At 42.9% G+C, this 25,926-nt stretch carries 22 protein-coding genes; 13 read left to right on the top strand and 9 right to left on the bottom strand.

The features are described 5' to 3' along the window. Positions 1–457 precede the first annotated feature (457 nt). Complete coding sequence (locus tag H6G96_RS10595) at positions 458–1,372, top strand: M48 family metallopeptidase (protein ID WP_190911410.1); 915 nt, start codon at positions 458–460, stop codon at positions 1,370–1,372. Positions 1,373–1,402: 30 nt separating this feature from the next. Here the strand turns inward: H6G96_RS10595 and H6G96_RS10590 are convergent, their stop codons facing one another. Then, positions 1,403–2,041, bottom strand: coding sequence for a cofactor assembly of complex C subunit B (locus H6G96_RS10590; RefSeq protein WP_190911409.1), 639 nt, complete (start codon positions 2,039–2,041; stop codon positions 1,403–1,405). A 77-nt stretch (positions 2,042–2,118) separates the two neighbouring features. After that, a complete protein-coding gene (gene rpaB, locus H6G96_RS10585) occupies positions 2,119–2,847 on the bottom strand; it encodes a response regulator transcription factor RpaB (RefSeq protein ID WP_190731301.1) in 729 nt (242 codons plus the stop codon). A gap of 170 nt (positions 2,848–3,017) precedes the next feature. On the opposite strand from rpaB, the gene radA reads away from it, so the two are divergent. Both radA and H6G96_RS10575 read left to right on the top strand, forming a co-directional pair. Further along, a complete protein-coding gene (radA, locus tag H6G96_RS10580; RefSeq protein ID WP_190911408.1) occupies positions 3,018–4,559 on the top strand; it encodes a DNA repair protein RadA in 1,542 nt (513 codons plus the stop codon). Positions 4,560–4,658: 99 nt separating this feature from the next. Then, positions 4,659–5,387: a Uma2 family endonuclease gene (locus H6G96_RS10575; RefSeq protein WP_190911407.1), complete on the top strand. Its 729-nt coding sequence runs from the start codon at positions 4,659–4,661 to the stop codon at positions 5,385–5,387. 271 nt (positions 5,388–5,658) lie between these two features. Here H6G96_RS10575 and H6G96_RS10570 read toward each other — a convergent pair whose 3' ends face one another. Next, entirely contained in the window at positions 5,659–6,324 is a 666-nt protein-coding gene (locus tag H6G96_RS10570; protein ID WP_190911406.1) for a (2Fe-2S) ferredoxin domain-containing protein, read from the bottom strand. Between the two features lie 60 nt (positions 6,325–6,384). Next, on the bottom strand, positions 6,385–6,642 hold the full coding sequence (locus tag H6G96_RS10565) for an Asr1405/Asl0597 family protein (protein ID WP_190911405.1): 258 nt from the start codon (positions 6,640–6,642) through the stop codon (positions 6,385–6,387). Positions 6,643–7,074: 432 nt separating this feature from the next. On the opposite strand from H6G96_RS10565, the gene H6G96_RS10560 reads away from it, so the two are divergent. The 7 genes from H6G96_RS10560 to nblB all read left to right on the top strand — a co-directional run bounded on the left by H6G96_RS10560 (position 7,075) and on the right by nblB (position 15,822). Then, positions 7,075–7,629, top strand: coding sequence for a Dps family protein (locus tag H6G96_RS10560; RefSeq protein WP_100898647.1), 555 nt, complete (start codon positions 7,075–7,077; stop codon positions 7,627–7,629). A 509-nt stretch (positions 7,630–8,138) separates the two neighbouring features. Then, positions 8,139–11,405, top strand: a complete 3,267-nt coding sequence (carB, locus tag H6G96_RS10555) for a carbamoyl-phosphate synthase large subunit (RefSeq protein ID WP_190911404.1) — start codon at positions 8,139–8,141, stop codon at positions 11,403–11,405. Positions 11,406–12,025: 620 nt separating this feature from the next. After that, positions 12,026–12,982: an RNA polymerase sigma factor, RpoD/SigA family gene (locus tag H6G96_RS10550; RefSeq protein ID WP_190731293.1), complete on the top strand. Its 957-nt coding sequence runs from the start codon at positions 12,026–12,028 to the stop codon at positions 12,980–12,982. Positions 12,983–13,248: 266 nt separating this feature from the next. Beyond that, positions 13,249–13,593 (top strand): DUF760 domain-containing protein, encoded by a 345-nt coding sequence (locus tag H6G96_RS10545; RefSeq protein WP_190731294.1) that lies wholly within the window; start codon positions 13,249–13,251, stop codon positions 13,591–13,593. A 260-nt stretch (positions 13,594–13,853) separates the two neighbouring features. Next, entirely contained in the window at positions 13,854–14,270 is a 417-nt protein-coding gene (mutT, locus tag H6G96_RS10540; RefSeq protein WP_190731295.1) for an 8-oxo-dGTP diphosphatase MutT, read from the top strand. Between the two features lie 315 nt (positions 14,271–14,585). Then, positions 14,586–15,050 (top strand): CBS domain-containing protein, encoded by a 465-nt coding sequence (locus H6G96_RS10535; RefSeq protein ID WP_190731296.1) that lies wholly within the window; start codon positions 14,586–14,588, stop codon positions 15,048–15,050. A gap of 106 nt (positions 15,051–15,156) precedes the next feature. After that, positions 15,157–15,822, top strand: a complete 666-nt coding sequence (nblB, locus tag H6G96_RS10530; protein WP_190911403.1) for a phycobilisome degradation protein NblB — start codon at positions 15,157–15,159, stop codon at positions 15,820–15,822. Positions 15,823–15,982: 160 nt separating this feature from the next. Here nblB and H6G96_RS10525 read toward each other — a convergent pair whose 3' ends face one another. From H6G96_RS10525 to cbiT, 3 genes are all read right to left on the bottom strand, one after another. Further along, positions 15,983–16,642 (bottom strand): PEP-CTERM sorting domain-containing protein, encoded by a 660-nt coding sequence (locus H6G96_RS10525; RefSeq protein WP_190911402.1) that lies wholly within the window; start codon positions 16,640–16,642, stop codon positions 15,983–15,985. 543 nt (positions 16,643–17,185) lie between these two features. Beyond that, positions 17,186–18,067 carry a phosphatidate cytidylyltransferase gene (locus H6G96_RS10520; RefSeq protein WP_190911571.1) on the bottom strand — a complete coding sequence of 294 codons (882 nt, stop codon included), beginning with the start codon at positions 18,065–18,067 and terminating at the stop codon, positions 17,186–17,188. A 201-nt stretch (positions 18,068–18,268) separates the two neighbouring features. Further along, a complete protein-coding gene (gene cbiT / locus H6G96_RS10515; protein ID WP_190911401.1) occupies positions 18,269–18,871 on the bottom strand; it encodes a precorrin-6Y C5,15-methyltransferase subunit CbiT in 603 nt (200 codons plus the stop codon). Positions 18,872–18,964: 93 nt separating this feature from the next. On the opposite strand from cbiT, the gene H6G96_RS10510 reads away from it, so the two are divergent. Both H6G96_RS10510 and tatA read left to right on the top strand, forming a co-directional pair. Then, on the top strand, positions 18,965–20,368 hold the full coding sequence (locus H6G96_RS10510; RefSeq protein WP_190911400.1) for a serine/threonine-protein kinase: 1,404 nt from the start codon (positions 18,965–18,967) through the stop codon (positions 20,366–20,368). Between the two features lie 81 nt (positions 20,369–20,449). Beyond that, positions 20,450–20,620 carry a twin-arginine translocase TatA/TatE family subunit gene (tatA, locus tag H6G96_RS10505; protein ID WP_190734227.1) on the top strand — a complete coding sequence of 57 codons (171 nt, stop codon included), beginning with the start codon at positions 20,450–20,452 and terminating at the stop codon, positions 20,618–20,620. Positions 20,621–20,684: 64 nt separating this feature from the next. Here the strand turns inward: tatA and cphA are convergent, their stop codons facing one another. Both cphA and H6G96_RS10495 read right to left on the bottom strand, forming a co-directional pair. Beyond that, the gene (cphA, locus tag H6G96_RS10500) at positions 20,685–23,390 is read right to left on the bottom strand and encodes a cyanophycin synthetase (RefSeq protein WP_190911570.1); all 2,706 of its coding nucleotides are present in this window, start codon (positions 23,388–23,390) and stop codon (positions 20,685–20,687) included. A gap of 375 nt (positions 23,391–23,765) precedes the next feature. Next, positions 23,766–24,629 (bottom strand): cyanophycinase, encoded by an 864-nt coding sequence (locus tag H6G96_RS10495; protein ID WP_100898664.1) that lies wholly within the window; start codon positions 24,627–24,629, stop codon positions 23,766–23,768. 538 nt (positions 24,630–25,167) lie between these two features. Between H6G96_RS10495 and trmD the strand changes: the two genes are divergently transcribed. Then, positions 25,168–25,905, top strand: a complete 738-nt coding sequence (gene trmD, locus H6G96_RS10490) for a tRNA (guanosine(37)-N1)-methyltransferase TrmD (protein WP_190911399.1) — start codon at positions 25,168–25,170, stop codon at positions 25,903–25,905. The last annotated feature ends 21 nt before the right edge of the window (positions 25,906–25,926 follow it).

The raw sequence follows: 25,926 nt of genomic DNA, 5'->3' as shown, positions 1-25,926 counted from the left end.
AAATTTCTAAATTTCCGAGTCAGTTAGTATAGATTCACATCTGTGCATAAGTGTCAACTGCCCTTAAGCTGACATTAATAACATCTGTGCGTCCCTATTGCATATTGTATCTGGGCGAGATGACGACAAATACTTAGATTTGAAGCTGAATCAAATATGATTTTCTAGTTCAATCTGGTAAAATCTCTCTGCGATCGCTCTTGGCTCGTCTTGGTAATTGTGGGGAATAATTCAAAAAACTGAACAGCAAGCGCCTTACCGAAACCCCTAACCATAGGCGTAATGAAAACACAAGCCATTCATACTGATACCAATTTGAAAAATTATTGCGACAAATGGATCGCCAAAAAGAAAGCTTATTGATTAACTATTTCACAATCAAAAATCTAAAATTCAAAATCCAAAATGGTATGAGTAACTGAACCTCCCAAACACTCCAACATCAAGCTCAAAACCCATGACGAGAAAAATTTTAACTGGATTGAATTCAGCAGCCTACGAACACCCTTTTGATCGCAAAGCCTTAGCTTCTTTGCAAAATATGCCCGGCGTCTCCTTGCTACTCAAAAAAATTAATGAATACGGCATCGAGCGCCTACTCAGGCTGCAAAGCCTTGGTAGTGAAATCAGAATTTCATCCCGTAATTTTCCCCAATTGCATCAGGCATTTGTAGAAACCTGTCAAATTCTTGATATTGCTCCACTTCCTGAATTGTATCTGTTTCGGGGTACAGGTCACATTGAAACCTACATTGTTGGCGTAGAAAAACCCGTTGTGGGTATAAATTTAGATGCAATGGAGTGGCTTGGTGCAGATGAGTTGCTTTACGTTTTTGGGCAGGAAATCGATCGCATCAAGAGTCAGCAGATGGTTTATCACCAAATGGCAATTGTAATGCCAACTTTGAAAAATTTGTTAAACAGTACCACACTTGGGGTTGGTGGCTTGGTAGCTGGTGGTATGGAACGGGCTTTGTATAATTGGCGGATGATGGCTAGGTTCACTGCTGATCGGGCTGCAATGCTTGCTTGCCAGGATATTGACGTAGCAACCACTACACTGATGAAACTCGCGGGTTTGCCAGATGAGTACTTGACTACTGCTGTGATCGAAGATTTCCTTGCCCAAGCCCGTGAGTTTGCATCCAATAACTTTGATAGTGCTGATCAGCTAACCAAAATATTAAGCCATACAGAACCTGGACTTTCTTGGGTGGTTATGCGGGCTGGCGAGTTATTGAAATGGGTTGATTCAGGAGAATATGAGAATGTAATCCAACAGAAAAACTTAGAGACACCGGAAGAAGCTCAAGAAAAAGAAGGAACAACTGAGGAAGAAAAAGAAGGGTGGAATTTTTTAACTTCTTGGTGACTGAGCTTGATTTCTAAATTACCCAAAAACCTAAGTATTAAGAGTAACAGCTAATTTATCAGCAATTCCAGCAATCCAGTTTTCATCTTGTTTGGTGTAACTGCGAGGAGCATTCGCGCCTAAAATTAGCGCACCTTGGTTGCCAATAGGTTGACAAATTACACCTTGAGTATTTTCTGGTAAATAATCAAATTCAAGCCTACCTGGATATATTTTTAGAGCAACTAAATAAATCGGTTTTTGTTTTTCGAGTACCTGTTTTAAGATTACTCCTGGTACAACCTCAGATTTAGTACCCAAAATACCGCGACGCAACAAAACTTTACCTTGATAAAAAACCACTAGCGATCGCGTTACTGTATTAGTCAACAATAAATGAGATGCCCAGGCTAGCTCTGTTTTCACAGCTTCAGGTAAATCTGCTGCTAGTACAAAACCTTCTTCTCCAACTAGTTCTACAGTATCAGGCGATCGCGGCTGAACTTGCTGCCAAATTAAACCAGTCAAAATTAACACTGCACTCAAAATCACACCCAGCACATCAACACGCGATTGAGACTGGGTTAATTCTGGTGTCAATAAACGGTTAATCAGCAAAAGTACAGCGCCTAACCCACCTACGACAATGGGTAGACGCCGCAAAACTCGATTAGGATCAGGTTTAGTCATCCTTGGAAAAAGTTATGAGTTATCAGTTATCAGTTATGAGTTGAAGAAAGTTTTTAACTCCTCACTCCTAACTATTTTCACTCCTCCCCTGGTTCAATAATTCGCTGGAAAAGATAACCAGTACCTCGTGCTGTAAGAATCAATTCTGGGTTGCTAGGATCATCTTCTAACTTTGCCCGCAAACGAGATATATGCACATCCACAACGCGGGTATCAACATGACGTTCTGGTGTATAACCCCAAACCTCCTGCAAAATTTCCGAACGAGAAAAAGGTTCTCCAGAGCGACTAACTACCAACTCTAACAAGCTGAACTCCATACCAGTCAATCGAATCCGCTCATCACCTTTGTAGACTTGTCGCTTATTCGTATCGATTTTAATGTTAGCGACATGGATTACCCCAGAACTGGGAATGCCAGATCCACCGGTTTTGTCTACCCGCCGCAACACCGAGCGAATTCGAGCTTCTAGCTCTTTCGGGGAAAATGGTTTAACTACATAGTCATCAGCACCCAATTCTAGACCGGTGATGCGATCGGCTACATCCCCCAAGGCTGTTAGCATAATAATGGGGACATCTGATTCTTTTCGTAATTCTTGACATACACCATAGCCGTCTAGCTTTGGCATCATTACATCCAAAACTACTAGGTCAGGATCAGTTTTACGAAAAATATCTAAAGCTTCTTCCCCGTCGCCAGCAGTAACTACATCGTAGCCAATCATGGAAAGGCGCGTTTCCAAAATCCGGCGAATGCTGGCTTCGTCGTCTACCACCAAGATTTTTTCTTTATGGCTTTCCAAGTTTCTCAATGCTCCTTCACTAAAAATTTACATGATTAATTTTTAATACCATAATATTAAGATATCATTCCATCAATTCATTTGGAAAAAGCTCTAAATACTACTATTATTAGATTCTAGTTTTTTTCAAGAATTAAGTAAATATTAAGATTATTTAATAAGATTTAATAATGGCAAAGCCAAAAACCTTTTACGTTTGTAACGAATGTGGAGCAGAATCGCCCCAGTGGTTTGGTAAGTGTCCTGCTTGCGGTACTTACAACTCTCTAGAAGAACAAATTTCTATTCAATCTTCAGTAGATGTACCCACCCGTGGGGGAGTGAGTAGTTGGCAATCAACTCCAAGCAATGGTAAATCTCATGCTAAACCAGCTAAAGCACGCTCCTCGTTAACATTTGATCAAATTACCGATCGCCAAATCGCCCGATGGGAGTCTGGTTATGAAGAATTGGATCGGGTGCTTGGAGGTGGGGTTGTCCCAGGTTCTATGGTGCTAATTGGTGGTGATCCGGGTATTGGGAAATCAACTTTATTGTTGCAAGTATCAAATCAATTAGCACAGAAATATCGCATTCTTTACGTAACTGGTGAAGAATCGGGACAGCAGGTAAAATTACGAGCTTCTCGTTTGGGAGTATCAAAAAGCGTAAATCTGGTTAATGAGGAGAAGGTAAGAGTAGTAGATACGGCGGTAGTAGTAGATGCTACACTTCCCATAGACCCTGACAGTATAGGTGCAGATTTATATGTACTGCCAGAAACAGATTTAGAAGAAATTTTACGGGAAATAGACTCTCTAAAGCCAAACGTGGCGGTGATTGATAGTATCCAAACGGTGTTTTTTCCGGCGCTAACTTCTGCACCAGGTTCAGTGGCTCAGGTACGGGAATGTACAGCAGCATTGATGAAAGTGGCAAAGCACGAAGATGTCACTATGCTCATTGTGGGGCACGTTACCAAAGAAGGAGCGATCGCAGGGCCAAAAGTCTTAGAACATTTAGTGGATACAGTATTGTATTTTGAAGGCGATCGCTTTGCCTCCCATCGATTATTAAGGACAGTCAAAAACCGTTTTGGCGCAACTCACGAAATCGGCATCTTTGAAATGGTAACAGATGGATTGCGAGAAGTTTCCAATCCCTCAGAGCTATTTTTAGGCAACCGTGACGATCCCGCTCCTGGTACTGCTATTGTCGTGGCTTGCGAAGGTACTCGCCCGATAGTTGTTGAATTGCAAGCTCTTGTAAGTCCCACCAGCTACCCTTCACCCCGTCGTGCTGGTACTGGCGTAGACTATAACCGCTTAGTGCAAATTCTCGCCGTTTTAGAAAAACGGGTGGGAATCCCCATGTCAAAATTAGATTCCTACGTTGCTTCTGCGGGTGGGTTGAATGTAGAAGAACCTGCGGTGGATTTAGGAATTGCGATCGCGATCGTTGCCAGTTTCCGCGATCGCATAGTTGATCCCGGTACAGTATTAATCGGTGAAGTTGGGTTAGGTGGACAAGTGCGATCGGTTTCCCAAATGGAACTGCGGTTAAAAGAAGCTGCTAAGTTGGGATTTAAAAGAGCGATCGTGCCAAAAGGGACAAAATTTCCAGACTTGAATATTGAAATATTGCCAGTATCTAAAGTAATAGATGCGATTATTGCCGCCATCCCCCATCAGGAACTGACAGCCGACGATTTAGAACCCGATGAAGAGGAGTAACCCATAGCCCCTTTTTTTAAAAACGGTTGGGGGATCTAAAACAGTCAAATATTAAGATAAAATCCACGACTTTAACACCACACCAAAGGACAACCCACGATGACAGCCGTCACCCAAGACTACCAAATCACTTGGGAAAAACTACCCGATGATTACAAACTGCCAAATGATCCAGTGGACAACATCAACCAACCAGCCTTAGCTAATGCACTCACAGAAAGCCTACAATTAGCCGGAAAAGTTTCAGCTAACACCTTAATAACAAGCAATTATGGTATTTGTGCCACTCTCAACAACAGAATGGTTATTAAAGCCCCTGATTGGGCTTTTATTCCCAAAATTAACGTTAATAGGGAAGAAGTAATACGCAGTTATACCCCTCAATTACAGGGTGACATTCCCGTAATTGTGATGGAATTTATTTCCGATACAGAAGAGACAGAGTATTCTGTCAAAGCGACATATCCCCCAGGAAAATGGTTTTTCTACGAGCGCATCCTAAAAGTACCAAACTACATCATCTTTGAACCAGATAACGGCAGTATCGAGATGTATCAGTTACAGAACACAGAACAGTACATTTTGCAAGAGCCTGATGAAAATCAACGTTACTGGATAGCGGACATAAATCTTTACCTTGGAGTGTGGCAAGGTACACGTGAAAACCGCACAGGTAAATGGTTGCGGTGGTGGGATGAACAAGGAAACCTACTGCTTTGGGGTGGGGAATTAGCCCAACAAGAACGACAACGTGCCGAACAAGAACGCCAACGTGCCGAACGACTAGCAGCACAATTGCGGGCGGCGGGAATTGAACCAGAGGTGTGATTTCATGTCTGTTTAAAAACTTATTATGAAGACCGCAGTCGGCGGGGGGAGAAATTGCTGAATTCTGACTCCTGAATTCTCCCTTGATCAATATCCTCATTCCATAAAATATTAAGCGATCGCTTCTACTAGTTTGCCTTTGTCATGACAAATCGTAGGCGATCGCTTAATTCAAAACTCTTGCAAATACTTGGCAAAAGTCTAACGCCGAGTATTAAGGGAACACACTTGAGAAGATATTATTAAGCTTTCTCATTGAAATGTCAAGATTTTATGAATTACTTCTCCAAAGTTTGCCATTAGATATCGTAATTTCCCTTAAATTTTCAGGCTGTGCTGATACACTCTTGTCACCAAAATGCTTATCCATCAACGCCGGGACTTGTCCAGCTTGAATTCGACTATGGCGCGTTTTATCTGGCATAACTAGGTTTGGCCCAGCTTTACAATTCTTCATACAACCAGTGCCCTTGATTGTAACTTGGTCTTCTAAACCGCGATCGCTTAAAGCCGCCTCCAACGCCTGACAAACTGCTTTACCACCACGTTTCATGCAATCAGACTTTTGACACACCAAAATCGTGGCTTTAGTTTTAGCTGGTTTTACCTTGACATTATCAATAGATGGGGGTTCTTGCACTGGGGTAGTCGTCTGAATCACCATCTCAGAACGTGCCGCCATCACACGTTCAGCCTTCAGTGTCACTTTGTCTTTTTTTATATCGTATTCTTTATAACCAACAACTTGCAGCCAAGTACCTGCCGGTAGCCGCAAGTCAAAAGCAGCCCGTAAATGTTTAGCGAGTTTAATATAAGACTCACCTTCATGAGTCCCCAGCATTAAGCCTTTAAGCTTATAGCCATCTTTAATAACAAAATCTATAAATCTGCCCTCAAGGCAAAACTCTGATATTTCCATACTGTTAGATGCACCCATTCTTTAACCTCCTTTTAATTAATACAACCTATCAAGCGAGATATTCTCAGTAGCTAAAGATTAGAACTGTTGGTAGCGACTTTTCCAGCAGCATTCAAGAGTCCAAATCTGGTCTTGACGAGAGGCTGTTAATCGCCGTATCACACTCCAAAGTTGAACAGCTGTCATAGGAGAGCCAATTTCAACTTTCAATGGCTGGTTAGCCGCACAACTACACGGAATGTCTAACTCCTTTAGGCGTTGATAGACTTGCCAGCGGTCTGTCCAATTCACCTCTACAAGGTGGTTGCTTTCTATTTCTGAACTAAACGATTTCAAGCGAATTGTCCTCAAAATGCAACAAAATTGCAGTAATTACCGCGATTTAACTCCCTGGCTTTTGAAAGTCTTAGGAGTTAGCCTCTTAAAACCAGCATACCTTAAGTGCAAACAATTCTCAGTAACTTTGGAAAAAAAATAAAATTTTTGTAGCTATCCCATATTGAGAGGGGAACAAAAAGGACAAAGTGAAAATTTCTCTTCCTGTCTCTATTGAGAAATATGCACATTTAAGCTGTAATGTCAATATTAATGAGAAATTTATGCAATTTGATGACACACCCATCAAGTTGCAAATAATAAACTTGATATTTTTAGTAAGCAAAAATACAAAATTTTGTAATGGCGGATTGGCTTGCTCTTATTATTAAAATGTTAATATGTTAAGAATAAGCAGTTAAAATCTATAACTGTTAAAAAGAGAGGAACGCAATGTCTGAAACGCAAACTTTGTTACGGAATTTTGGTAATGTATATGACAACCCTGTGTTGTTGGATCACAGCGTAACTGCTCCAGTGACAGAAGGATTTAACGTTGTATTAGCTAGTTTCCAGGCACTATACTTGCAGTACCAAAAGCATCATTTTGTAGTTGAAGGCTCAGAATTCTACTCTCTGCATGAGTTTTTTAACGAAAGCTACAACCAAGTACAAGACCACGTTCATGAAATTGGAGAACGTTTGGATGGACTGGGTGGTGTGCCAGTAGCGACCTTCAGCAAGTTAGCAGAATTAACCTGTTTTGAGCAAGAATCCGAAGGTGTATATTCCTCTCGCCAAATGGTGGAAAATGACCTAGCTGCCGAACAAGCAATTATTGGCGTAATTCGTCGTCAAGCTGCTCAGGCAGAGAGTTTAGGCGACCGGGGTACACGCTATCTGTACGAAAAGATTTTGTTGAAAACTGAGGAACGTGCATATCATTTATCTCACTTCCTCGCTAAAGACAGCTTAACTTTAGGGTTTGTCCAAGCTGCTCAAAGCTAAAACTCTCATAATCTAGATTTGTCTACCTAGACTGAAAGAAAAAGTTAGCAGCACTAACTCTTAAAATATTATAAAAAATGGCAGAGGATGGTATGCGTATCTCTCTGCCATTTTTAATTTAAGTAAACATATTTACATAATATTTAACGTTGAAAATATTTGGCAATAAGCTAATTAAGATAGATTCTTAGATAAAAATCTATCGTGTGCTAAATAAGCAGACAGATATAGTCCAAAATAAATCATCATTTGTTGTAAGCTGTCATCAGCTTAAATAGTAAAAATTTGCAAAAGCTTTATAAATTTGAGTATCACAATTAAATAAAATTAGAAATACAAAATAGTCAACGGTAGTTAAGAGTTAAAAATTATTATTCTTTTCCTGCTCCCCCTACTCTTTACTCCCCTTTGCCATCAAACCTAGAAAACTTAATAATAAAAAGCACGACAGGGTGTAAAGACCCTTAAAATAATCAAGATTTGTATTCTCGTACTCCAAGGCAACTACTATGCCCCGCCGTGATGACCTCCGGAAGATTCTACTGTTAGGCTCTGGCCCAATTGTGATCGGACAAGCCTCTGAGTTTGACTACTCTGGCACTCAAGCCTGCAAAGCGCTGCGAGAAGAAGGCTATGAAGTGGTTTTGGTCAACTCCAACCCTGCAACGATTATGACCGACCCGGAAACGGCTGATCGCACTTACATTGAGCCGTTAACTCCGGAATTGGTCGAAAAAGTAATTGAAAAGGAACGCCCTGATGCTCTCCTACCAACGATGGGAGGACAAACCGCCCTCAACATTGCCGTTACTTTAGCCAAAAATGGGGTGTTGGAAAAGTACGGCGTTGAGTTAATCGGCGCTAAACTCCCAGCCATTGAAAAAGCCGAAGATCGAAAACTTTTTGGTGAAGCAATGGCAAGGATAGGAGTAGCTGTGTGTCCCAGTGGCACAGCCGAATCTTTAGAAGAAGCCAAAGCTGTTGCCCGCCAAATTGGTACTTATCCCCTAATTATTCGTCCAGCTTTCACAATGGGTGGAAGTGGCGGCGGTATTGCCTACAACCAAGAAGAATTTGAAGAAATGGCACAGGTGGGTATAGATGCCAGCCCCGTTTCGCAAATTCTCATTGACCAGTCTTTACTCGGCTGGAAAGAATATGAACTCGAAGTGATGCGTGACTTGGCAGATAACGTGGTGATTATCTGCTCCATCGAAAACCTTGACCCTATGGGCATCCACACCGGAGACTCAATTACGGTCGCTCCCGCGCAAACGCTTACTGATAAAGAATATCAAAGGCTGCGGGATATGGCAATCAAAATCATCCGCGAGATCGGTGTGGAAACTGGCGGTTCTAATATCCAGTTTGCTGTCAATCCGGTTAATGGAGATGTGGTTGTAATTGAGATGAACCCCCGCGTTTCCCGTAGTTCGGCTTTGTCTTCCAAAGCTACGGGTTTTCCTATCGCCAAAATGGCAGCTAAATTGGCTGTGGGCTACACCTTGGATGAAATTAAAAATGACATCACCAAGAAAACTCCCGCGTCCTTTGAGCCGACAATTGACTATGTAGTGACAAAAATTCCTCGCTTCGCCTTTGAGAAGTTTCCTGGTTCTGACCCAGTGCTAACAACTCAAATGAAGTCCGTCGGGGAAGCAATGGCAATTGGGCGCACATTCAACGAATCCTTCCAAAAGGCGTTGCGATCGCTCGAAACCGGACGCGCAGGTTGGGGTTGCGACAAAGCCGAAAAATTACCCAGTGGTGAACAAATCCGCGCCCAACTGCGGACACCTAACCCTGATCGCATTTTCTCCGTGCGCCATGCCTTGCAACTAGGGATTAGTGCTGAGGAAATCTATGAACTGACTGGTATTGACCCGTGGTTTCTAGATAAATTTCAGCAACTACTAGATGTTGAGAAATTCCTCAAGCGGACACCCTTGCAGCAATTGACAAAAGAGCAATTTTATGAAGTGAAACGAGACGGATATAGCGATCGCCAAATTGCCTATGCCACCAAAACCACCGAAGATGAAGTCCGTGCCTACCGCAAGTCACTAGGGATTATCCCAGTTTACAAAACAGTGGATACCTGCGCTGCTGAGTTTGAAGCGTTTACCCCCTACTACTATTCTACCTACGAAGAAGAAACAGAGGTAATGCCCGCAACCAAGCCAAAAGTGTTGATTTTAGGTGGTGGGCCCAACCGCATTGGACAGGGAATTGAGTTTGATTATTGTTGTTGTCACGCCGCTTATGCTTTGAAGAAAGCGGGGTATGAGACGATTATGGTCAACTCTAACCCAGAGACAGTTTCGACAGACTACGATACTAGCGATCGCCTTTACTTTGAGCCTTTAACAAAAGAAGATGTCCTTAACATCATCGAAACTGAAAATCCAGTTGGGGTGATTGTCCAGTTTGGCGGACAAACACCGCTAAAGTTGGCTATCCCGTTACAAGAGTTTCTCAGCAATGATACATCAGGACTCCTGACCAAAATTTGGGGTACATCGCCAGATTCCATCGACATGGCAGAAAACCGGGAGCGGTTTGAAAAGATTCTTCAACAGTTGAATATCTCCCAACCGCCTAATGGTGTTGCGCGGAGTTACGAAGATGCGCTGATTGTCGCCAAACGCATTGGCTATCCGGTGGTGGTGCGTCCCAGCTATGTGTTGGGGGGACGGGCGATGGAAATCGTTTATTCCGATGCTGAGTTGGAACGCTACATGACCTTTGCGGTACTAGTGGAACCAGAACATCCGATTTTGATTGATAAGTTTTTGGAAAACGCAATTGAAGTTGATGTAGATGCGATCGCCGATCATACCGGACGGGTAGTGATTGGCGGCATCATGGAACACATCGAGCAAGCGGGGATTCACTCAGGAGATTCCGCTTGTTCCTTACCTTCCATTTCCCTATCACCAGCAGTTCTCAATCAAATTCGCACATGGACAGTGCAGCTAGCGCAAGCGCTGTCAGTCGTGGGGTTGATGAATATTCAATTTGCCGTTGTCGGCGCAAGCAGTTATTCTCCCCAAGTTTACATTCTAGAAGCCAACCCCCGTGCCTCGCGTACAGTGCCCTTTGTTTCTAAAGCAACTGGCGTACAGTTAGCGAAACTAGCATCCTTAATTATGTCAGGTAAAACCTTAGAGGAGCTAGGCTTCACCGAGGAAGTCATTCCCAAACATATTGCTGTAAAAGAAGCTGTATTACCCTTTAATAAATTCTCTGGAACTGATACAATATTGGGCCCAGAAATGCGCTCTACTGGTGAGGTGATGGGGATTGACAGTGACTTTGGCCGGGCCTTTGCCAAAGCAGAAATGGGTGCTGGGGAGCGTTTACCACTGAGTGGAACTGTATTTGTATCAATGAGCGATCGCGATAAAGCTGCCGCCGGTTCTGTGGTGAAGGAGTTTATCGATTTGGGCTTTACAGTGATGGCTACCCTTGGTACACGCCGAGTTCTTCTCGAACAGGGGTTAGATATTGAATTAGTGTTAAAACTCCATGAAGGCCGTCCCCACGTGCTAGATGCAATCAAAAATCAGAAAATCCAACTTATTATCAACACACCTTCAGGGGAAGAAGCCCATACTGATGCTAGGTTAATCCGCCGCACAGCTTTAGGTTACAAAATTCCCATCATTACCACCATCGCCGGCGCGAAAGCTACCGTCGCCGCCATCCGTTCTTTACAAAATACGACTTTAGACGTAAAAACCATTCAAGAGTACTGTCCGATGGCGAAGGAGTAGGGACTGGGCACTGGGGAGTAGGGGAGGCAGGGGAAGTAGGGAGAGATGAGGGAGATGAGGGGGACAATAGCTGAGAACTTGAAACAAGTCTTTCCCCTTGTCCCTAATTCTCCTTGTCCCCAAGTCCTCTTGCCCATGCCCAATGCCCCATTCCTAGCAAAAATTAAGTAATTGTTATAAGAGAATGACTATAGTTCTCATTAGAGATATTTTAACAAATATGAGGAAGCTTATGTTAACCAGATAATTTCTTAAATTGGCTTCTAGTCAGCCTTAAGAGAGAGGGCGATATTCCATGAACTGGAACAACCAGAAAATTTAATGTCGCTATATAGCCAAAAGATTCTCATAAATGTTACAATTGTTAATAAGGTTCCAATAAAAGAATGTTTAAGAAGCTACCTTTTATCTAACTGTAGATACTTGTGAAAAATAGAAAATAGCTGTAACTTTTAGCAGTTAAGAAGCCTAAATTTGATTATTATGAGCAGCCGAGATTCTCGGGCGCGTAAGTTGTAAACCATAGCACAGGTTCCCAGTCTGACTGGGTAGCACCCTAACAAAGCATCTATCCTTTAATGACCCTACCGCCAAACCCATCATTACCAAAGAGTAGCGCCATGAAGACCGCTCAGACAGCCACAGACCTCGTGCGGACTTACCTGCGTGAGATTGGCCGTGTGCCACTCTTAACCCACGAGGAAGAGATTTTCTATGGTAAACAAGTGCAACGTTCTTGTACTTTGCACGAATCAAGAGAATCTCTTGCCATGCAGTTAGATCGTCAACCGACTCTCGAAGAGTGGGCCGAAGCGACAAAGTTAGAACCAGCAGAGTTGAACGAAGCGATCGCTGATGGTGAGATTGCCAAGCGTAAGATGGTAGAAGCCAATTTGCGGCTGGTAGTTTCCGTTGCCAAAAAATACATAAAGCGCAACGTCGATTTACTGGACTTGATCCAAGAAGGTAGTATTGGTATGCAACGGGGCGTAGAAAAGTTTGACCCTACCAAAGGGTATAGATTTTCTACCTATGCCTATTGGTGGATTCGGCAAGCTATTACTCGTGCTATAGCGGAAAAAGCCCGCACTATTCGGCTGCCTATACATATCACTGAAAAATTAAATAAAATTAAAAAGGCACAGCGCCAATTGTCTCAAAAGTTGGGACGTGCCCCTACAGCTGGTGAGCTAGCTGAAGAATTAGAATTAACCCCCAAACAGGTGCGAGAGTATCTAGAAAAGGCGCGTTTGCCCCTTTCCTTAGATTTGCGGCTCGGTGATAATTACGACACCGAACTCGGAGAAATGCTGGAAGATCCAGGAGCATCTCCAGAAGAGTTTGTGATGCAATCTTCCTTATCTTATGACTTAGATCGCCTGATGGGTGATCTTACGCCACAACAGAAAGAAGTGATCACGCTGCGCTTTGGCTTAACTGATGGGCAAGCCCTAACGCTGGCTAGAATTGGTGAAATTCTGAACATTAGCCGAGAACGAGTCCGGCAAATTGAGCGGGAAGCCTTAACCAAACTTCGCAAGTCTAAAGCCAACATGGGTGAATATTTGGCAAGTTAGGGGAAAGTTGGGAGTTAGAAGTTAAGAGTTAGGAGTTAGGAGTTAGGAGTGAGGAGTTTTTAATTAACTTTTCACTCCTTATTTTATTCATTGGGGTGAGAAAATACGCTGACTTTGGTACGGTTACGCCTACTTACACTCCTAAGCTAGGCTGTTACATTAGTTGACAGGAAGACAAAAAAGCTAGCTAAGTCAAATCCAAAATAGACATTTAATATTCAAATCACAAGCGCCGCAGCTAGCAGTGGTAGTTAAGGAGCTAAAAAATGAATAACCAATCCAATCATGTCTCAGAATTTTTCAATAGTGAATCAGAAACTAGCGATTTACTATGGCAGTACGTTAAATCCTTGAGTCCAGAAACAGTTACCCAACTATCTAAACCTGCGTCTGCCGAAGTGTTTCAAGTCATGGAACGGAATATTACAGGACTATTGGGTAATCTACCTTCAGAACACTTTGGCGTTACTGTTACTACCAGTCGAGAAAGTCTGGGTCGGCTTCTCGCTTCTGCTATGATTAGTGGTTATTTCTTGCGTAACGCTGAACAGAGAATGGATTTTGAAATGGCTCTCCAAGGATCTGAAGCCGCCAGCAGCGATATTGACTAGAAATGTAAAATTTAGGGAATTAAATATTTTTCTTGGGCTAATAGGTAATCACAGTCACCGTGATAGTAATTAAGCATAAACCTCTGCGGAATCCTCGCCCCTAGTTTCCAACGATCACCTCGACTTCGCTCAGGGTAAAGACTGAACAAAGCCGAAGGGTCAAATATCAGCTAAATTTTTTAAAATATCCAAAACAGTGATGAATTGAGGTTAAAATTAGAACTCAGCAGAGTTAGTCTGCCGAGTTTTTTTATGAATTTATGAGTGAAACCAGTTATTTTCCGCCCCATAAAATTATTGGTGTTGCAGTAATTTGGAACGACCAAAAGCAAATTTTAATTGATCGTCGTCGTCCAGAAGGAGCAATGGGTGGTTTGTGGGAATTTCCTGGTGGGAAAATTGAGCCTGGTGAAACTATGCAAGAGTGTATTCAACGGGAAATTTCCGAAGAATTGGGAATAGTAATTGAAGTGAGAGAGCATCTAATTACTATTGACCACACATATACAGACTTGCGCGTTACGCTCACAGTACATCACTGCCACCATGTTAGAGGTGTTCCCCAACCTTTGGAATCTGATGAAATTCGCTGGGTAACCTTGGAAGAACTGGAGCAGTTTAATTTTCCTAAAGCAAATATTCAAATTATTGCTGCTTTAAAGGCGACTGGGAATTAGGGAGTGGGGAGTGGGGAGTGGGGGAGGCAGCAGAATAAGAACTAAGCTGTTAAGCATACAAGTAAGCAAGCATATAAGAAAGCACATTGAGATCGCAGGGGGGCAGGGAGCAAGGGAGAGGGTTTGCAGGTTTTATTACCATGAAAATGGTGCAATTTAAATGACGATTAGCTTACTGATTACTTAGCCATGCCCAATGCCCCATGCCCTATGCCCAATGCTCAATACCGTAACAATCTATTAATTGCATCAGGTTGAGTCCCGCAATTTTCTACAATAGGCCAAAGACTTTGATTAAAGGTGTCAATAATATAAATGCCTAAAACCGTTGCCGATGTAATGAGCCGCGATCCAATTGTCGTTCGGGCAGAAACTCCACTGAATGAGGCTATCCAAATTCTTGCAGAACGCCACATTAGTGGACTACCTGTTGTGGATGATGTCGGTAAATTGCTGGGCATTATCTCAGAAACCGATTTGATGTGGCAAGAAACTGGGGTTACTCCACCTGCATATATCATGTTTCTTGATAGCGTTATCTATTTAAAAAATCCTGCTACATACGAACGTGACTTGCACAAGGCACTAGGGCAAACCGTTGGGGAGGTGATGAGTAAAAACCCGATCACTATTTCCCCAGATAAAACTTTAAGGGAAGCCGCTACAATCATGCACGATCGCAGCGTTCACCGCTTGCCAGTACTTGACAGCACGGATCAAGTAATTGGTATCCTGACTCGTGGTGATATTATTCGGGCAATGGCAGCAAGTCAAGATTAGTAAGTTGTCATTAGTCATTGGTCATTAGTCAAGAGTTGTATGACACTTGGCCGTTGTGTTGACTTTTGACTCTTTTTTTACACCTTTGAAAATCAAGGATAACTAAATGAGTATTACTTCGGAGTCTGTTAAGCAATTGCTAAGTTCTGAGAATTTAGGCGATCGCTTACGTGCAGTAAATCAAATCCGCCAATTAGAACCTGCGATTGCCTTTGAATTAATTCAAAGTGCTATTGGCGATAGCAATTCCCGTGTCCGTTACTCGGCGGTGAGTCAAATGGATACACTTGGAACACAAGATTTACAGTTATCCTTGGATATCTTGCGCGATCGCTTACTTCATGACTCCGAAGTAGATGTACAAGCAGCAGCAGCAGACTGCTTAGGCGCTCTGAAGTTACATGAAGCTTTTGAAGACTTGCAGCACCTTTACCATACAACTACTGAATGGCTAATCCAATTCAGTATCATTGCTACATTGGGAGAGTTAGGCGATCCACGAGCCTTTGAACTACTCAAAGAGGCACTCTCATCAGAAAACGAATTAGTCCAAACTGCTGCTATTAGTTCTTTGGGTGACTTGGGAGACTTACAAGCAGTTCCTCTCTTGGCCCCCTATGCTACTAATCCAGATTGGCAAATTCGTTACAGAGTTGTACAAGCCTTAGCTCGTTTAGGCGGTGCGGAAGCCAAATCTATATTAGAAACTTTGGTTAATGATGAAGTAGAAGCGATCGCAACTGAAGCGAAACAATCTTTGCAATCACTTTAAGTCTATGCCTGGTTAAAAAAATTCACTTTTAAATAGATTTTTGTGACAAAAGAAAAAATTCAACTTGGTTGGTAAAATTTTGCATTCCAGCCAAATTGAATAGATAAATTAGAGTTACTTTTAGTTTCTAAAAGTAACTTTTTTATATTTAGGATTAGGTCTATTGAACGACACTTTTGCGACGGCGAGACATAATCATGCCAGCACCAACTAAACCTAAGCCTAGCATTGTGGTTGGCTCAGGAACAGTGGTCAGAGTTAACTGGTATGTACTTGCAGATCCAGAAAGAGAAGTGCTAAAGAAGCCAGATGCAATAGTTTGTCCATTGAAATTAAATTTCCCCGTAATCCCTTGTAATGTCGCGTCAATAATGCCAACATTTGGTATCCCAATTCTGGTAACTACAGAATTATCTAGGTCAAATGTAAGAGCGGCTGTAGTGGTACCCAAGGTTTGCGATCCGAAATCAATGAATGGAATGTTAATGTCTGTATTATATGTAGCCGTTGTAGCTGATACATCAGCTAGCTTGGTTAATTTTAGAGTGTTAATCTTAATATCTGTTGGCTCTAAGCTTGGTAAGAATTTTGCAAAATCACCGAAAGATGTAACGCCAGCAACATTAAGAAATTCAATCTTGGTATTAGTTGGATTGTCTCCATCATTAGGAACGACAGCTGTACCACTAAGGCCAATACTCCCGTTTAGGGTTACAGCTTGAACTGAACCAGCAGATGTAAACATCCCAGCAGTAGCCAAGGGGATTGCAAAAGTAGCTGCCAGAGTAGCGTTTAGTACTTTAGATTTTAAACTAATCATTGTTGTTTGAAGCTCCTAGTAATAACCTTAAATCAGAGCAATTGCTTTACTTTTAATCTCAGTAATTTATTTAAAATACTGTCAGTGAAAGCGAAACTTGCGTGATGTATTTCTTATCTCCATAAAATCACACAGATTTAGAGCCTGCAACATTTACTGAGTGGTCTTCATCACATCTTTAATGACTGAGCCATCTTCATAAAATTTTAATTACTTGTATAACTTGTCTTCGTATATTTTTCATTCCATAGTGTTGAAATTGTTCGTAATAGCTTTGAATCTAATTAGATTTACTTCAATTTTTTTACTAACCACAGAGGCGCAGAGAACACAGAGAGAAGAAATAAATGTTTAACTAAACTGTATTGCCATAAAAACTATAGACACAGCTTTGATAGATTGCCTCGTCAAAAGTCTCTGACTGGAAATAGCTAATGCCAGGGCTGCCGCCTCAAAACTTGTGGCAGCAGTCCAATGAAGAGAATTTTCAGCTAGAGGTTGGAAACGAGATTTTAAAGGAGTTTGTACTTAAGTTGAGAATCGCTATAGTAACGGCAACAGTAATGTCACAAAATAGTAAACCAAAGGTGCTGTGAAAATATAACTATCAGTACGGTCTAAAATACCACCGTGACCGGGGATTAACTGCCCAGAATCTTTGACTCCAGCATCTCGCTTGAGCATAGACTCGGTAAGATCCCCTAAAAGACTAGCAATACCAATTAGTAAACCCAATGCTAAACCCGTGATGGGGGATCTGGGCAAGTGCAGATAATAGGCTCCTGCTATGGCTACAGCAATACTTGAAGTAATGCCAAAAACAGCCCCTTCTACAGTTTTTTTCGGGCTAATATCAGACAGACGGGTTTTCCCAAAGAATTTGCCAATGGTGTAAGCACCAATATCGGCTGCCCAAATACACAAAAAAGTCAGTAGTGTTGCTGTAAAACCTTGTGATAAAGAAGCGGAATTTGCCTTTTCCCAGAAATCTGTCCAATTTGTGGGCCAGTAACCTCCGAAAGGGAGGTTACTAAAAGCAGCACTATCAATTGCTCGTAATCGCACCCAGTAACTTGGCAAATAACCTACGTAAAATAGCCCCATAATAGAAGCGGAAACATCAGCGATCGTGGCAAATTTAGGCTGAAACAGCAGGTAGAAACAAATAAGTGTGCCAGCTATTGGCATCACAGCATCAGCTAAACTGCCATCAAGGGTACAAATTCCCAGCAGAACTAGGCTGACAGCCATAGTCGTTTTAGCAGCAGGAGCGATGCCTCTGGCCCGCACCAAATTAAAATATTCCTGTTGACCCAAAAAGATGACAACCGCAAACATGATGGTAAAGTACCAACCCCCCAAAAGGGTCACAGAAAGAGCAAGAGCGATCGCAACAATTCCACTAATAATCCGAGACCAAGGCATAGAAGTATTAAATATGGGGCATTGGGCATTGGGCATTGGGTGTTGGGCATTGGGCATTGGGCATTGGGCGTTGGGCATTGGGTATTTATTAATTAGTTATTCTTTCTTCTCCTGCTTCCCCTGCTCCCCCTACTTCCTCATCTCTGTTTCCCCCCTTCCCTTGCCGTCTCTTGCAATGCCCTATGCCCCATGCCCCATTCCCTAATCAAGTTTCTCACCACTGAGGATAAAAATGGGATCAACGGCGGTAAAGGTTTGAGAAAAGCCACGCGTCTCTAAACGGTTAACCGCAGACTGGACTACTTCGATATTTCTAGCCCTTAACAAAGAAAAACTCTGGGAAATAGCATACAGACTTTCTAGATTAGCAGCTGTGGCTACAACCCGACCGGATGGCGGCAAATAATGCCAAGCTGCTTGCAGAATTTCCTGAATGGGGCGTCCTCCCTCGATACAAACACGGTGAGGGGTAACTTTCAAATCGTGTAAACACTCTGGGGCGCTACCTTCAATTACTTCGACGTTTTTCACATCAAAGCGATCGCAGTTACGCTTGATCAGATTAGCTACTTCTTCATCCCTTTCTATAGCGATAATTTGTCCTTTTGGACACAGTAGCCCCACCTCTACCGGAATTGTACCTGTCCCTGCGCCAATATCCCACAACACAGAATCTGATTTTAGCCGCAGTTGGGCTATCAATAGCAGTCGGACTTCTCGCTGGCTCAGGGGGATTCCTGGCAAATTTTCAAACAATTCATCGGGAATACCAGGGGTAATATAAGGCCAAAGTTGGGAGGGCATAGAACCACGCAATTATACTAAAGATATAGATTTGCCAAATTAAAAATCATAAGCTCTAAAAACTTTTCAACCGTAGCATTATAAGAAACCATAATGATCGGCGAAATATTAGGCGAACGCTACGAAGTTCAGCAGCTATTAGGAAAAAAAGCAGGGCGGCAAACGTTGTTAGCTCGTGATTTGAAAACTCAGGAATTAGTTGTCATTAAGTTACTCTCTTTTGGTGGTGACTTTGAATGGGATTCACTCAAGTTGTTTGAGCGGGAAGCTGAAACTTTAAAATCTTTGTCACATCCCTTAATTCCTCAGTATTTAAACTATTTTGAGGTAAATTTACCAACCATCAAGGGATTTGCCCTGGTACAAACTTATATCCCTGCCCAAACTTTAGAGCAATACTTACAAACTGGGCGAACTTTTTCAGAAGCTGAAGTAAAACAGATAGCCAAGGCGCTTTTAGAGATTCTTATTTACCTACATGAGTTATATCCGCCTGTAATCCACCGTGATATTAAGCCTAGCAATATTTTATTAGGGGAGCGTTCTGGGAATAGTGTCGGTCAAGTTTATTTGGTAGATTTTGGCTCAGTCCAGACAGTCCTCGCCACAGAAACTGGGACAAGAACTGTGGTAGGAACCTATGGCTATATGCCACCAGAGCAATTTGGCGGACGCACTGTTGCAGCCTCTGACCTTTATAGTTTAGGTGCAACCTTAATTTATTTAATAACTGGTAATCACCCAGCCGATTTACCTCAAAAGGACTTTCGCATTCAGTTTGAACAAGCGGCTAATGTCAGTCTCAGCTTTAGCAATTGGCTAAAGTGGATGATTGAACCCAGTTTAGAACGGCGTTTGAGTTCTGCTACCCAAGCGATCGCAGCTTTAGACAAACCACAACTGAGAAACTTATCTGCTTTGGTTGCTAGCAAACCAGACGGGAGTAAGATTCAATTAACCAAAAATGGTGATTATCTAGAAATTATCGTTCCCCCATCTGGTTTTGAACCATCAATAGTATTCACAGGTTTATTTGCGATCGTCTGGAATTCATTTATCCTGTTTTGGACAATTGGCGCTCTCTCGGCCCCTTTCCCCGTCAACATCCCTTTTGCCTTATTCTCACTTCCTTTTTGGGGTGCTGGCTTTATGATGCTGTATAAATTTTTCTTTAATTTGTTTGGACGCGTTTCTTTACGCCTGGATTTAGAAAAAATTGCCCTAAGCTGGGAGTTGTTTGCTTGGAAATTTGAGCGTCCCCGGTCATCACCAAGGCAAAGTATAACCAAGGTGGTTTATATTCCAAAACATTTTACTAAAGACTCTGAAGGCACTAGAGTTGCCGTTCCAGCAGAATTATATATTTGCTCAGGAGTACAAAAATATCATATTGGTGGAAATGATGTCGGTATTAAATCTGAAGTAGAACTTGAATGGTTAGCTCATGAATTGAGTGACTGGTTAGGTTTGCCAATTACTAATCCAATGGGAAGTTAGTTGCGCTTATCAGTGGCGAACTTATGGGATTTGAGCCATCAATGTTTATATTTAATTACAGATGCCTAAGAGGAAATTTATATGTTTGGACTAGGATTGCCAGAAATGGGTGTAATTGTGATAATCGCTATTTTAATTTTTGGGCCCAAAAAAATTCCTGAACTGGGCACTGCCCTGGGAAAAACCCTACGAGGTTTTAAGGAGGAGATGAAAACTCCCAGTGATGATACCAATCCAGAACAAGAAAAATAATAGTCAAGAGTCAAGGGTCAAAAACTTTTAAATACTAAACTTTAGATAGACCCTTGACTTTTCACTAAAGTAGTGTGTTGACTACAGATGAGGGTGCGATTCCATTTTGAGAATCAATGATTGCTGTGCCAGTATTTTGTTGATGTGTCTCTTCCTTGGCTAAACCACGCAGCTTAATTAACTTAATAGCCCTAGTGACGCTTTCTGGCAAAATTACCACCAGGCTGTTATCAGGAGCCATGTCTAAGCCTTTATTTATGGCTTGGGTTTCATCCAGAATTGATTCATAGCGGCTATCAGGCTTAATTTGGGTAATGCCTTGAATAATCAACTGAGTGGCTGAACCCCGTAAACGTCCCCGTGTGTCATCGTCTTCTTTGACAATGATGTAATCAAAAATTTGCGCTGCTAATTTGCCCAAAGTAACAAAGTCTTCATCACGGCGATCGCCTGGCCCACCAATTACGCCAATCCGTTGCCCTGTAGTCCAGTTCCGAACAAAGGAACCTACAGCTTCGTAACTGGCTGCGTTATGGGCATAGTCTACTAAAGCGTGGTAGTTGCCTAAATTAAATAGATTCATTCGTCCTGGTGTTTGACTAACTGAAGCCCGGAAGGTCTTCAAACCAGCACGAATTTGCTCAATTGTGACGTTTTGCACGAATGCTGCCAAACTTGCTGCTAAAGCGTTGGCAATCATAAACGGTGCGCGCCCGCCCATTGTTAAAGGTATATTTTCTGCTCTTTCTATGCGGTGTGTCCAATCACCTTTAACAATTGACAAATAGCCATTTTCATATACTGCGGCTACTCCACCCTTTTGGATATGCTTTCGCACCAATTCCGAATCGGGGTTCATTGTGAAGTAAGCAATATTAGCCTTAGTTTTTTCTGACATGGCGGCAACGCGGCGATCGTCGGCGTTAAGTACCGCATAGCCATCGGGGAATACGGCTTCCGCTACTACACTCTTGAGGTTAGCTAACTGCTCAATGGTATCTATATCGCCTATGCCTAAGTGGTCGGCGGCTACATTCAATACCACTCCCACATTTGCGGCTTCAAAGCCCAATCCAGAGCGCAGAATGCCACCACGAGCCGTTTCCAGTACCGCTACTTCTACGGTGGGATCTTGGAGGATGACGTGGGCACTTTGGGGACCTGTGTTATCGCCAGCTTCTACTAAGTAATCACCGATGTATGTTCCATCTGTTGTAGTATATCCTACTACTTTGCCCGTCTGCTTATAAATATGTGCTAGTAGTCGGGTAGTGGTGGTTTTGCCATTAGTACCAGTGATGCTGAGGATGGGAATTTGGCTAGATTGCTCGTTGGGAAACAGCATATCCATTACTGCGCCAGCAACGTTGCGGGGAATGCCAACACTTGGGGCAACGTGCATTCGGAAGCCGGGAGCGGCATTAACTTCGACAATCACGCCATCCACTTCCCGCAGAGGACGACTAATATCTGTGGTGACGATATCGAGTCCGGCGATATCCAAACCGATAATCTTAACTACCCGTTGTGCCAACCACAGATTTTCTGGGTGAATTTCATCAGTACGGTCTACGGCACTACCACCTGTACTTAAGTTTGCCGTTGCTCTGAGATAACAAATGGTTCCTTTGGGTGGAACGCTATTTAGGGTATAGCCTTGTCTTTCTAATAGTTGGTAGCTGGTGCGGTCTAGTTCAATCTTGGTTAAGACGTTATCATGTCCTTCACCACGATTTGGGTCAAGGTTTGTTTCCTCAATCAGTTCGGAGATGGTCGATCTGCCATTGCCAATCACATGAGCCGGGACACGTTCGGCTACTGCTACTACTTTGCCATTTACCACTAGTACTCTGTGGTCGCGTCCAACATAATACCGTTCAACAATAATTGATCGAGAAACTTGTCTTGCAGCTTCGTATCCGGCTTCAGCTTCTTCCCAAGTTCTGATGTCAATGGTGATCCCACGTCCATGATTGCCATCGAGTGGCTTGAGGACAATAGGATATCCGCCAACGTATTCAATGGCTTGCTCCAAATCGTCTAAGAAGTTGATCACTGTACCTCTAGGTACTGGCGCACCAGCAGCAGCGAGGATGCGTTTAGTGGCTTCTTTGTCGCAAGCTAGTTCTACGCCCAGAATGCTGGTGTTATCCGTCATCGTGGCTTGCATCCGCTTCTGATTCACGCCGTACCCCAGCTGAATCAAAAAGCGAGCTTCTAAAGCCATCCAGGGAATGCCTCTTTTTTCTGCTTCTTTAATGATCGCTTCAGTGGAAGGACCTAAGGAAGCATCACGGGTGAAGTCTTTTAGGTCTTGGATATCTTGCTCTAGTTCTGCCTTGGGATAACGGCCTCGATCAACGATACTCTGGCACAGCCGCACTGCTGCTCGTCCAGCGTAGCGTCCCGCTTCCTCATTCTGATATTCAATTACTACTTGGTAAATTCCGGGTGTGGCAGTTTCGCGAGTGCGACCAAAGCCGACATGCATACCAGCTAATTCCTGGAGTTCTAAGGCTACGTGCTCCACGATATGGCCAATCATAGTGCCTTCTTTGACTCGCATCAAAAAACCACCACGACAGCCAGGAGAACAATAATGGCCCTCCAGACTCGGCAGCGCCTCAACTAATCCTTCATAAAAGCCAGGGATTTCATTCGAGGGCGTCTCGCCAAGGGTTTCTAAATCGAGGCGCATGACGATCAGTTTGTGGCGTCGAATGCTCCAATAGTTTGGGCCGCGTAAGGTCTGGATCTTGAGGATTCTCATGGGAATAGGTAGATGGAGATTCGGAACCAAAATTCTAGTTTCTTACTGAAATTGACCGCTAAACTGTTCGTTGCAAACAGTTTTTTCTTTTTACATAGTATTCTCATCATTTTTCTACAACAAGAAATAAATGTGCGGTCAACCGATTTTGGATTTTAGATTTATGATTTTGGATTAAAAGAGACAATTAGGGTACTTAGCTCTGGTAATTTTAGATTTACGATCGCGTAGCGTCAACGAGTCATTGAGGGGTTTTTAGATTTGTTTCACCTACTTTTTGTCGGCATCTGCCGAAAAGCTCTTTTAATCTAAAATCCAAAATCCAAAATCTAAAATTTGTGGTCAACTCAGTGTAACCTCAGATACTCTATCCCGTCAGCTGGAGATTCGGTGTACAGCAGGCAATACAGTGCGCTGGTACAAGTGGAAGCGATCGCCGTAGCTGAGGATATGGAGACGTAAATTATGCACGGTTAATGGTTCATTAGCACCGACATGGGGTTCGTTGGTGTGGGTGGCTTCAGTGGGATCAACAATGGTGACACTGCCTTTACCCATAACTTGTAGCCAACCATCACGTTCAAATACTGCACAAGTATCTTCATCAATACCAATACCTAAGCGATCGGGGTGAGCTGCGATCGCACTAATCAGCCTTCCCATGCGATTACGGTTATGAAAATGTTGATCAACGATTACTTCAGGAATAAATCCTAAACCCGTTGCCATATCAACCAGGGAACGATTTGGCGACTCTCCACTACCGCCGCCAGCAATCATGTGATGCCCCATTACTGCTGCTCCTGCACTGGTGCCTGCTAAGGTAAGTTGCCCCGCCCTCACCCTCTGCCGAATAATTTCCATTGCTGGCGTATCCGCCAATACGCCACAAAGACGCAACTGGTCTCCTCCTGTCAAAAATACTCCACTACAGGCTTCTAAGGATGCTTTGATCTGGGAAGATTCACACTGTTCCCGTTCGCGGATGTCTAAAATCTCTACCTTCTGGGCACCCATTTCTTCAAAAATGCGAATATACCGGCCACCAATGATGGCGGGTTCGCGAGAGGCAGATGGAATAATTGTAATATAAGCCTTACTAGCACCAGCACGTCCAAAAAAAGTTCGTAGGATTTCGCGCCCATGAACTTTATCTTCTGCGCCTCCGATAACCAGAACGGCGGTTTTAGTTGCTTGGGGTGTCCTCATTTCTAGCGATTTAGCTTGTAATTGCGGCATTTTGTTTCTCCTGTCAACAACTTCAGGTGAATTTAACAAGGTTCAGAAGCAGCCATGATTTTTGCGCTTTGCTTTTTTGAGAGGACACTTTTTGGAAGTTTGGAACTGAGTCAGCCACTCTCCAAATTCTTGCTTAACGCTCGCGTTGCCTCAGTCTAAACGTGTTTGTTCCCATTTCTCAAAGCCAACGCCTTGTTTTTCACCTGTCCACTTGCAGCAGGGCAAAATAGTCTTCAGGGGGCTAGATTCCCCCTCTCGGGCTAGGGACGAGCAGGTAAGACTACGCTTTTTTCTGAGGCTGGCTCGATGCATCCTGGAAGTTGTTAACTTGATAAGATTATTAATTTAAATGTAGTTGTGACAACATTTAAACATAAATTAAGTAATTAGAAAAACTTTTAATCCCATCTAAAATCCAAGAGGTCTGGTAGTTTTAGATACTATTGATAAAGTTTAACTGGAGTTTGACTCGACCTCGGCTTGGCGGTGTTTGCTAGACATCCAAATTTAAGATTAGTGTCCTCGAATACGAATAACTGTGCGCTTTGATATAGTTACACTTTTTCCTGACTGTTTTAACTCTGTTCTCAATTCTGGGTTACTGGGTAAAGCCTTAGCCAAACAGATTGCCGAAGTGCATCTGGTTAATCCGCGCGACTTTACCACTGACAAGCACCGAAAGGTGGATGATGAACCCTATGGCGGCGGTGTGGGGATGCTAATGAAGCCAGAACCGATTTTTACGGCTGTGGAGTCGCTGCCAACTTTACCCCGAAGAGAAGTAATTTTGATGAGTCCACAGGGTCAAACAATTAATCAACCTCTTTTGAAAGAATTGGTGACAAATTATGACCAGTTAGTAGTTATTTGCGGACATTACGAAGGAGTGGATGAGAGGGTGCTACATTTGGTAACTCGTGAAGTATCTTTAGGCGATTTTATTCTGACTGGCGGAGAAATTCCAGCAATGGCTTTGATTAACGGTGTAGTGAGGCTAATACCAGGAACTGTGGCCAAAACGGAGTCCCTGACAGCAGAAAGTTTTGAGGAAGGCTTGTTGGACTATCCCCAATATACTCGTCCTGCCAATTTTCGCGGTTTGAAAGTACCTGATGTCTTGCTCAGTGGGAATCACGCAGCGATCGCCCGGTGGCGTTACGAACAACAAATTCAAAAAACCCGCGATCGCCGTCCTGATCTCTTGGAGAAATGGAAGCAGGGGGGGCAGGGGGAGCAGGGGAAGCAGGGGAAGCAATGGGAGAATAATAATTCCTAACTGCTGATTAATGAATAATGA

This window comes from Nostoc sp. FACHB-892, assembly GCF_014698795.1.
Classification (GTDB): Bacteria; Cyanobacteriota; Cyanobacteriia; order Cyanobacteriales; family Nostocaceae; genus Nostoc.
Note: the sequence above shows the minus strand (reverse complement) of the source record. Positions and strands in the feature narration are given on the sequence as shown.